General features: G+C 44.3%; 1 protein-coding gene. It reads left to right on the forward strand.

Going from position 1 to position 336, the window contains the following annotated elements:
- Positions 1–53: 53 nt before the first annotated feature.
- On the forward strand, positions 54–336 hold a 283-nt coding region (locus JW499_RS21920), incomplete at its 3' end, for a replication protein (protein ID WP_463427528.1).

Consider the following 336-nt stretch of genomic DNA (forward strand, 5'->3'; position numbering starts at 1 on the left):
CAGCAAAAATACTCAACTTCGGCAGAGGTAACTTTGCCGGACAGGAGCGTAATGTGGCAGATCTCGATGATGGTTACGCCAGACTATCAAATATGCTGCTTGAGGCTTATTCGGGCGCAGATCTGACCAAGCGACAGTTTAAAGTGCTGCTTGCCATTCTGCGTAAAACCTATGGGTGGAATAAACCAATGGACAGAATCACCGATTCTCAACTTAGCGAGATTACAAAGTTACCTGTCAAACGGTGCAATGAAGCCAAGTTAGAACTCGTCAGAATGAATATTATCAAGCAGCAAGGCGGCATGTTTGGACCAAATAAAAACATCTCAGAATGGT

Origin of the sequence: Amphritea pacifica (assembly GCF_016924145.1) — a bacterium.
Lineage (GTDB): Bacteria > Pseudomonadota > Gammaproteobacteria > Pseudomonadales > Balneatricaceae > Amphritea > Amphritea pacifica.